Origin of the sequence: Allobosea sp. UNC402CLCol (assembly GCF_000745475.1) — a bacterium.
GTDB classification, from domain to species: Bacteria; Pseudomonadota; Alphaproteobacteria; order Rhizobiales; family Beijerinckiaceae; genus Allobosea; species Allobosea spartocytisi.
In genome coordinates this window covers 937120-946316 of record NZ_JQJJ01000010.1, presented here as the reverse complement: position 1 = coordinate 946316, position 9197 = coordinate 937120, and the positions used below count along the sequence as shown (strand labels likewise).

The 9197-nt window shown below is 61.9% G+C and carries 8 protein-coding genes; 5 read left to right on the top strand and 3 right to left on the bottom strand.

Annotation, left to right across the window (positions count from 1 at the left end; genetic code table 11):
• Positions 1-576 precede the first annotated feature (576 nt).
• Complete coding sequence (locus GY40_RS27135) at positions 577-1728, bottom strand: hypothetical protein (protein WP_197062758.1); 1152 nt, start codon at positions 1726-1728, stop codon at positions 577-579.
• 2 nt (positions 1729-1730) lie between these two features.
• Positions 1731-2990, bottom strand: coding sequence for a hypothetical protein (locus GY40_RS27130; protein WP_248311185.1), 1260 nt, complete (start codon positions 2988-2990; stop codon positions 1731-1733).
• Between the two features lie 172 nt (positions 2991-3162).
• On the opposite strand from GY40_RS27130, the gene GY40_RS16320 reads away from it, so the two are divergent.
• From GY40_RS16320 to GY40_RS16300, 5 genes are all read left to right on the top strand, one after another.
• Positions 3163-4341, top strand: coding sequence for a phosphoserine transaminase (locus tag GY40_RS16320; RefSeq protein ID WP_038363903.1), 1179 nt, complete (start codon positions 3163-3165; stop codon positions 4339-4341).
• Positions 4342-4507: 166 nt separating this feature from the next.
• The gene (gene serA / locus GY40_RS16315; protein WP_038363900.1) at positions 4508-6097 is read left to right on the top strand and encodes a phosphoglycerate dehydrogenase; all 1590 of its coding nucleotides are present in this window, start codon (positions 4508-4510) and stop codon (positions 6095-6097) included.
• Between the two features lie 4 nt (positions 6098-6101).
• Positions 6102-6356, top strand: a complete 255-nt coding sequence (locus GY40_RS16310) for a DUF1902 domain-containing protein (protein ID WP_038363897.1) — start codon at positions 6102-6104, stop codon at positions 6354-6356.
• Positions 6357-6420: 64 nt separating this feature from the next.
• A complete protein-coding gene (gene bla, locus GY40_RS16305; protein WP_051988136.1) occupies positions 6421-7425 on the top strand; it encodes a class A beta-lactamase in 1005 nt (334 codons plus the stop codon).
• 117 nt (positions 7426-7542) lie between these two features.
• The gene (locus tag GY40_RS16300) at positions 7543-8070 is read left to right on the top strand and encodes a PAS domain-containing protein (protein WP_197062757.1); all 528 of its coding nucleotides are present in this window, start codon (positions 7543-7545) and stop codon (positions 8068-8070) included.
• Between the two features lie 110 nt (positions 8071-8180).
• Here GY40_RS16300 and GY40_RS16295 read toward each other — a convergent pair whose 3' ends face one another.
• Positions 8181-9089 carry a DMT family transporter gene (locus GY40_RS16295; RefSeq protein ID WP_051988135.1) on the bottom strand — a complete coding sequence of 303 codons (909 nt, stop codon included), beginning with the start codon at positions 9087-9089 and terminating at the stop codon, positions 8181-8183.
• Between the last annotated feature and the right edge of the window lie 108 nt (positions 9090-9197).

Sequence of the window (9197 nt, the reverse complement as noted above, 5' to 3'; positions counted from 1 at the left end):
TGGGTATCAGGCCGCTTCCATTGAGCCAGGATGCGGCGCGGAGGGATTGAGCCACCCTCCGCACGCCCCGTGGCGCTCCGCTTATCGGCGTTCTTAAGTCTCCGGGCCGCGCTTACCGGGCCTGCAGCCATCCTTCGCCGCGAGCCCTTTCGACGCCAGTTCGGCTCAGCGCCTTGTCGCGTCTACTCGGGCATGGGACGAAGGCGTGATGCCATCGGCCGTTCCCAGCGAGCTCCTCGCACAGGGATCGTAGTGTCCCCAGGGCGGTGCCCCGAAGCCTCCCGGGAGTGGATCGTGACTCCACCCGCAGGCGCCGCCCCCGCCCCGCCAACGGCATACCTCCGGATGGCTGCCCCTCGGGGACGAGGTGGGGTGAGGATAGGCGCGGGACGCGAGGGCGGGGATGAATTTAGCGCCACCTCGATCGCCAAGATCGAGGCTCTGCAATACGCCGCAGGACACGAGCTTGAAAACAGCGTGTGCTCAAGAATTCGACAATCGTCGTGGACCCATTTCGACCAATCAATACCGGCACAAGAACACCAGAGTCCCAAAAATATTTAGGAGCCAAATAGATCAAAGTAGCTTTCCATCCTCCTCGATAGGTCGCTCATTTTCTCCAGCTTCAGACTCTCCCGTAAAGTCTTTTGCTAAAGCAAAACTACGCCCAGAATGGGTCCAGCAAGACGAAAACCGCGCACGTTCAATACCCAAAAAATCCAACACCGCACCCAAAAACGAGCGAGCGTCTACCGTTAATTCATCGAATGTCGGCAGCGTGATCGAGTATGATGAGTATTCCAGATTCCGAGCACCTTCAAACAGACGCTCGGAGTTGCCCATCCTTGCTACCACTTCAGCTAGGCCCTCAGCGGGGACGGATAGCAATGCCTCATTAAATCGGCTACGTATCATCTCGGCGAGCCCTGCACCGTTTGGAGCAAACTCTCGGATGGCAGCTTCCGCCCATCGGAGCTTTTCAGCAGTTCCTTTAGCGTCTTCTCCATGGCGAATTGCGCTAGTCAAACTGGCTAGTCGCTCAGAAGCAGGGCGGAGCGCGATTTCACCGCAAGCAAAATCTAATGAAGCAGCGGCGATCGCCGCACAAAAGTACACCAATCTAGTAAACGCTTCCGATTGAAACGAATTTGGATGCGATTTCATCGCAAAACTAGCAAATTCTTGCATGTAATCAATCGCTTGATTCGCACAAGACGGGCCAAAGCGGTCAGACACGGACGACTTTAAAGAATTAAATCTGTCCCGAATGCTCTTGGTAGATCTTACGGCATCAACTCTCCCAATAAGGCCATAAAAAGCCTCATCAGAAAGGCGAGACGAAACAGAAAGTCTTTGACTTGCCTTCAAGCGCTGCAAATCAGCGTTGTCGATCCAGATAATATTATGCTTACGGGCAAGATCGCGCAAAGAGCGACGCGGATCACTTGTTACGATTCCCGCCGCTTCAACCTGAGTAAATTCCGCCAAGCCCTTTACAAAAAACAGTCTTTCAGCCGCCTTCGGTTGGGCATTATCTTTAATATCAATAATTATCCGCCTCCGAGCAAGCGTAGCCGACCTCTCATAGAGCCATAGGTCGATATCCGTCAGCTCGTCACCCGCGTGCCGCAATTTAACACCGCGGAGAACAAAAAATCCGGCCTGCAAAAAGTAAGACCTAACTATTTCTTCGGTCTCTAAGCCTTTTTTGCCAGTTTTTTTTGCCACAGTCACAGCGCTCCCCCTCGAACCGCGCTGAGTAGCGAGCGGGTTTGAGCTTTGCTTGCAGCCGACTGATTTTTACGAAGGCCCACACGAGCGACTTCAGGCGCAACGTAACTACGCATGCCGGCACTAGGTAAGGTCTCCAGCGCTGCGGCAGCAGCATTACGCCCTTTTAGCACCTCCAAAGCTATGACCCCAACTTCCCTCTTCAGCAGGCGCATCGTAAAACCGCTTCCAGATCGCTCCGTCTTAACAACGCGCTCAAGCTCAAGAGCACGATAGTCATTTCCAATTGCCGGAGCAGGCCCGACTTTTCCACCTCTGATGAGCTTGCCGAGCAACAGATCGATACCCCAGATTCGCCCCCTCTCAGTGGGGCTAAGTGACATACCATAACTCAATGCAGCGACGAGTGCTTTCGCATGATCGAACGCGTCTTCGGTAAGCGGATCGCTGAATTTATGGAAAGCCCCGGGTGTCGTGATGAAAACGTGATCGCCAGCCTCGTTCGAAACGATGTTCATATCGTACAAAGCCGCAGCACGGACTTTCGAAAACAACGCCTCTCCCAGCATCGCAGATGCCTCGACTGCCGAGATAGCCCCGGTCAATTTGAGCTTTGCGTTAAATTCGGACAAATTCAGCTGCTCCGAAGAACTTAACGAAGATAGAACTTTTGAAGTCTTTTCCGCGTTATCCCGACGAAATAGATTCCCGTTGAATAGAAGCTTATCATTTCCGTCCCCCTCAGCATCGACAAAGCCAATCTGAGCCGCCTGCTGAACGAATTCGACGGAGTCCGCCTTGGCAATTTTATGAGTATCTCCAATGTATTCTGCAGCTTTGGCGCTAGATATCGGCGCCTGTGAAGCAATCTCTGAAAGATCAATCGCCGCCCTCTCGAGAGGGTGAGGGTCGTTATCCTCAAAAAGATTCGCAGCATGCGTGAGGGCAGAGGCGCCAGACACGCCAAGAACCGACACCGCGCCGTTCGACGCTCTGTCTATAAGTTTTCTTCGCGCCAAGTGCTCTAGACAAGCAGGAAGCTCAGTCTTTGGATTAAGATTACCTATTCTAGCGGCAGCAGTCACCTGAGAAGATGATAACGTGCTCTCGTCGCTTTCGCCAAGCCTTGTAAGTAAGCCCGCAGCCTTTGCCGCTAAATCAAGAGCACTAAATTCAGCTCCCCCTCGCATATCGGCCGCAATCTTGCGGCCATGATGCACAATCCAAGCACCTGTGGTTTTTGCGTCGAGCTTCGCCAAGATCGTCCCCCGTTTTCTTATCGATCTATATCGGGGCACTAGATCATTGTTGATTCGACGAAAGTCGCGCCTTCAAGCGCTCCCTTGACTCCCCACCCCAAGCGGCTCTACCCCCATCGACGGGACACGCCCCCCCAACGGGGCGCGCCCATCTGTAAGGATGGAGACATCGATGGCGAATACCGCACCGACCACGCGTCCGCGCGTGCCTAATTTCTCGTCCGGCCCCTGCGCCAAGCGCCCCGGCTGGGCCCTCAAGAACCTCTCCGACGCCCCGCTCGGCCGCTCGCACCGCGCCAAGATCGGCAAGGACAAGCTCAAAGCCGCGATCGACCTCACCCGCGAGGTGCTGCAGGTCCCGGCCGACTACCGCATCGGCATCGTGCCGGCCTCCGATACCGGCGCCGTCGAGATGGCGCTGTGGAGCCTGCTCGGCGCCCGCGGCGTCGACATGGTCAGCTGGGAGAGTTTTGGCGCCGGCTGGGTCACCGATGTCGTCAAGCAGCTCAAGCTCGCCGATGTCCGCACCTTCGAGGCGCCTTACGGCGAATTGCCGAACCTCAAAAAGGTCGACACGAAGAACCGCGACGTCGTCTTCACCTGGAACGGCACCACATCGGGCGTGCGCGTCGTCGATGCCGACTGGATCGCGGAGGACCGCGAGGGGCTGACCATCTGCGACGCCACCTCCGCCGCCTTCGCCCAGCGCCTTGATTGGCCGAAGCTCGATGTCGTCACCTTCTCCTGGCAGAAGGTGCTCGGCGGCGAGGCCGCGCATGGCATGATCGTGCTCTCGCCCCGCGCAGTCGAGCGGCTGCTGACCTACAAGCCGGCCTGGCCGCTGCCGAAGATCTTCCGCATGACCTCGGGCGGCAAGCTGATCGAGGGCATCTTCTCCGGCGAGACGATCAACACCCCCTCCATGCTCGCGGTCGAGGATTATCTCGACGCGCTGAACTGGGCGAAGAAGGTCGGCGGGCTCGACGGGCTGGTGAAGCGCGCCGATGCCAACGCCCGCGTCATCGCCAAATTCGTGCGCGAGAACGACTGGATCGACTTTTTGGCCGTGAAGCCGAAGACGCGCTCCAACACCTCGGTCTGCCTGAAGTTCACCGACCCGGCCGTCACCGCCCTGCCGGCGGACGCGCAGGCGGCCTTCGCCAAGCAGGTCGTCTCGATCATCGAGAAGGCCGGCGCCGGCTACGATCTTGGCCATTACCGCGACGCCCCTCCCGGCCTGCGCATCTGGTGCGGCGCGACCGTGCAGTCGCGCGACGTCAAGGCGCTGCTGCCCTGGATCGAATACGCCTTCGCCGAGGCCAAGGCGGCGTTGGGCAAGAAGGCGGCGTAACAAGCTGCCGCCATGGTCGGGCTTGACCCGACCATCTCTCTCAAGAAGAGGCGCTGCCCTGCGCCTCCGCGTCCCGAGATGGCCGGGTCAAGCCCGGCCATGACGCTCTCCTCCTCTTTACGCGCCGAACGCTCCCCGTGTAGCGCGGCGCCAGCCGGAGCCTCCCATGCCCGCACCAAAGGTCCTGATTTCCGACGCCCTCTCCCCCGCCGCCGTCCAGATCTTCAAGGATCGCGGCATCGACGTGACCTTCGATCCCAACCTCGGCAAGGACAAGGACAAGCTCGCCGCGATCATCGGCGATTATGACGGCCTCGCCATCCGCTCGGCCACCAAGGCGACCGCCAAGCTCCTGGAGCAGGCGACGAACCTGAAGGTCATCGGCCGCGCCGGCATCGGCGTCGACAATGTCGAGATCCCCGCCGCGACGGCCCGCGGCATCATCGTGATGAACACGCCCTTCGGCAATTCGATCACCACCGCCGAGCACGCCATCGCGATGATGTTCGCGCTCGCCCGCCAGATCCCCTCGGCCGACGTCTCCACCCAGGCCGGAAAGTGGGAGAAGAACCGCTTCATGGGCGTCGAGATCACGGCCAAGACGCTCGGCCTGATCGGCGCCGGCAATATCGGCTCGATCGTCGCCGAGCGCGCCATCGGCCTGAAGATGCGCGTCATCGCCTATGACCCCTATCTCTCGCCGGAGCGGGCGGTGCAGCTGGGCGTCGAGAAGGTCGAGCTCGACGACCTCCTGAAGCGCGCCGATTTCATCACGCTGCACGTCCCGATGACGGCGATGACCAAGAACATCCTCTCGGCCGAGAACCTCGCCAAGACCAAGAAGGGCGTGCGGATCATCAACTGCGCCCGCGGCGGCCTCGTCGATGAGCAGGCGCTGGCGGACCTGATCAAGTCCGGCCATGTCGCCGGCGCCGCCTTCGACGTGTTCTCGCAGGAGCCGGCTGAATCGAACCCGCTCTTCGGCCTCGACAACGTCGTCTGCACGCCGCATCTCGGCGCCTCGACCAATGAGGCGCAGGAGAATGTCGCCCTGCAGGTCGCCGAGCAGATGAGCGACTATCTGCTCAAGGGCGCCATCACCAACGCGGTCAACTTCCCGTCGATCTCGGCGGAAGAGGCGCCGCGCATCAAGCCCTTCGTCGATCTGGCGGAGAAGCTCGGCTCCTTCCTCGGCCAGCTCACCGAGGCACCGGTCAAGGGCATCCGCATCGAGTACGAGGGCGCGGTCGCCGCACTCAACCTCAAGGCGATCTCGGCTGCCGCGATCACCGGCGTGCTCAGGCCCTTCCTGCCCGAGATCAACATGGTCAACGCCGCGCTGATCGCCAAGGAGAAGGGCATCGTCGTCGAGGAGCTGACCCGCGACGTCGCCGGCAACCTCGAAAGCGTCATCCGCATCGTCGTCGATGCCGAGGACATGCCGCGCCATGCCTCCGGCACCGTCTTCCATGACGGCAAGCCGCGCATCGTCGAGATCCGCGATATCGCCGTCGATGCCGAGTTCGCGCCGCACATGCTCTACGTCCGCAACGCCGACAAGCCGGGCTTCATCGGCGCTTTCGGCTCGCTGCTCGGCGGCGCCGGCGTCAATGTCGCGACCTTCGCGCTCGGCCGCGACAAGCCGGGCGGCGACGCGATCTGCTATGTCGCGGTGGACGAGCCCATCTCGGATGAGCTACTGGCCAAGATCCACGAGATCCCCATGGTCAAGCGCGCCAGGCGCCTGAGGTTTTAACATCTTGATCAATCCGCTGAAGGCTCTCGTCGCCGCGCCCGCCGGGGCGATGGAGCCGATCCGCTTCGAGGTCCGCCGCGACGAGGCGGCGGGCCTCTGGTACGCCATGGATGTGGGCGAGCTCGGCATCGTCACCGAGGCCGACACGCTCGATGCCCTGCGCGAGCGGGTGAAGCAGCTCCTGCCGGAATGTTTCGGCATCGAGAACTGCCCTGTGGAGCTCGAACTCTGCGACAGCGAGAATAACGGACCGGCCTGACGCACCGCCGTAACCCCGCCGTAATGTCCATTCTCTCTGATGCGGACATCACGAGGAAACGTCCATGCCTGCCCGCCTTCGCCTTGCCGCCGCCCTCGCTTTCGTCGGCCTGGCCATTCCACCCGCCTTCGCCGATTGGGATCGGCCCAGCCTCGACAAGGGCATCGCCAAGCTCGAGCGCCGCACTGAGGGCCGGCTCGGCGTCGCGCTGATCGACCTGAAGGACCACAAGCTCTGGTCCTGGCGCGGAGCCGAGACCTTCCCGATGCAGAGCGTCTTCAAGCTGCCGCTGGCGGTAGCCGTGCTACAGCAGGTCGAGGCGGGGAAGTTCAAGCTCGACCAGCCGATCACCATCACCCGCAAGGATTTGTCGCTCTTCAACAGCCCCATCGCCCGGCAATTCAAGGGCGAGAGCGCGACCTACCCGGTGCGGGACTTGATCCGCCTTGCCGCCGGCCAGAGCGACAACACGGCGGCCGACCGGTTGATGCGCGAAATCGGCGGCCCGCAGGTGGTGACGAAGATGCTGCGCGACGGTGGCATCGAGAACATGTCGATCGACCGCTACGAACGCCAGTTCCAGCCGGAGATCTACGGTCTCAAGGGCTTCGGCTGGAACGAGGTCGTCGACGAACAGCGCTTCCGTGCCGATCTGCGCGCCCTGAACCCCGAATTGCGCATCGCGGCGCTGGCCGCCGCTCTGAAGGACAAGCGCGACGCCGCGACGCCGGAGGCGAGCGCGCGCTTCCTCGAGGGCTTCGCCGAAGGCAACTGGCTGCGCAACCCCGCGCACACCGCCTTCCTGACCAAGGTCATCAGCGAATCGAAGATCGGCACCGGCCGCATCAAGGCTGGGCTGCCGCCGGGCTCCGTCCTCGCTCATCGCACCGGGCTCGGCCTGACCACGGACGGCATCAACCACGCCACCAACGACATCGGCATCGCGACGCTGCCGGACGGGCGGCGCTTCGTCATCGTCACCTATCTTGCCGGCTCGCGCGCCGATGCCCCGAAGCGGGAAGCCGCACTCGCCGAGGCGGCGCGGCTGGCGGTTTCAGCCTTGCGTTGAGAACCGCTGTTTTTGGCGAGCCCGCGCTTGTATCGCCGGAGATTCTCTCTCATTCTCAATAACGAGGGAGAGGCTGACATGTCTGACGCAGTCTTCAAGGGCGGCAGGTCGGAGTTTATGTCGTTTCCGGGCAGTGCCTGCCTCAACGACAATACAATACTCGGCATGTGGTACTGGGATGTAAAACAGGATCGGCTCTACGCCGATGCACAATTCGCCGCGCTGTTTTCTGTCGATCCCGAGGAAGCGATCCGCGGCGCGCCGGTCGATGCCTATGTCAACGGCATCCATTCCGGGGATCGCGAGCGGGTCGCGCGGGAAGTCGCGCACTGCACGCGGGCCGGCATCGATTTCAGCAGCCAATACCGCGTCTCGACGGCCGAGGGCGAGCGGCTCATTGCGGCGTTCGCACGCTGCCACCGCATGGCGGATGGCAGCGCCACGCATTATGTCGGGATCGCGCTCGACATCACGGAGACGGTCGGCACGGAGACGCCGACCGCAAACGTCGCCGACCATGTCATGCAGGCTTACCGCGTCGCGAAGGACGCTGGCGACGAGGAACTCAAAAGCGAGCTGAAGAACCTGCTGGTGCGGATCGGCAGGCGCCTGTCGCGGGAAGCCAGCCCCATGGACGCCCGATGAAAGGCCACGCGGCGGCTTGAGCCTTGTCGAGCGAAGTGGACACCGGCTCGCGTGAAGAAAATCCGATAAAACAAGGAGATAGAGCGTTTTCGCAGAAAGGCGGAAATGCTCTATCGCCCCAGCCGCTCGGCGATGAAGATGCCGCCGAGCACCAACGCGAGCGCGACCGCATGGTAGAGGCCGAAAGGCTCGCCGATGATCGCCACGGCGAGAATCGGCGCGAAGACCGGCACGAGATTGACGAAGACGCCGGCCCGGCCCGGCCCGATCAGCTCGACCGCCCGCAAGAAGGCGAGCTGCGACAGGAGCGAGGGGCCGATCACGACGAAAGCGAGGATGAGCCAGCCCTTCGGCGTCGGCGCGTAGTACTGGCCGAGCGCGATCTCGGCCGCGAGCAGCGGCAGCGAGATCACGCAGGCGAAGCAGGCGACCGCGGTGAAGAAGACCAGCCCCGGCATCGGCGGCCGATTGCGCACGGCGACCGTGTAGCCCGCGTAGAACACACAGGCGAGGATCATGAACAGGTCTCCTGCCGCGAAGCGCAGGCCGGTCAGGACATGGAAATCGCCCCGGCTCGCCGTGACCGCGACACCGATCAGCGTCACCGCGACGCCGAGCGCCTGCATCAGGCCGATCCGCGTGCGATAGGCCAGGAAGGCGCCGATCAGCACGAAGATCGGGATCGAGCCCTGAAGAATGCCGATATTGATTGCCGAGGTCGAATAGGCAGCGAGATACATCAGCATGTTGAACATGGTGAAACCGCCCATGCCGAGCAGGGCGATGAACCCCCAGCGCGCCCGCAGCGCCGGCCAATGGATGCGGAGCTGGTCGCGCAGCAGCCAGGGCAAGACCGCGCAGACCGCGATCCACCGGAACGAGGTCAGCGCCATGGGCGAGATGTTGCCGACGGCGAGCCGGCTCGCCACGGCGTTGCCGGCCCACATCAGCGTCGTCAGGATCATCAGAAGATAGGCATTCGCCCAGGCCCGATGCAGCCATGTCTGGGAGGGGTACACGTTTCGGCCCTGTCGCGAGGAAGGAGCTTTGCATAACCTTGCGCAACCCGCCCCTCCTATGAGATTGCGCGCACACCTGCCCGTCGCCCGATGCATCCCTCGGAACCC

What these genes read in the sequence shown, in the direction of transcription:
- GY40_RS16320 (WP_038363903.1), top strand. Translation starts at nt 3,163, where the DNA reads ATGGCGAATACCGCACCGACCACGCGTCCGCGCGTGCCTAATTTCTCG.
- serA (WP_038363900.1), top strand. Translation starts at nt 4,508, where the DNA reads ATGCCCGCACCAAAGGTCCTGATTTCCGACGCCCTCTCCCCCGCCGCC.
- bla (WP_051988136.1), top strand. Translation starts at nt 6,421, where the DNA reads ATGCCTGCCCGCCTTCGCCTTGCCGCCGCCCTCGCTTTCGTCGGCCTG.
- GY40_RS16300 (WP_197062757.1), top strand. Translation starts at nt 7,543, where the DNA reads ATGTCGTTTCCGGGCAGTGCCTGCCTCAACGACAATACAATACTCGGC.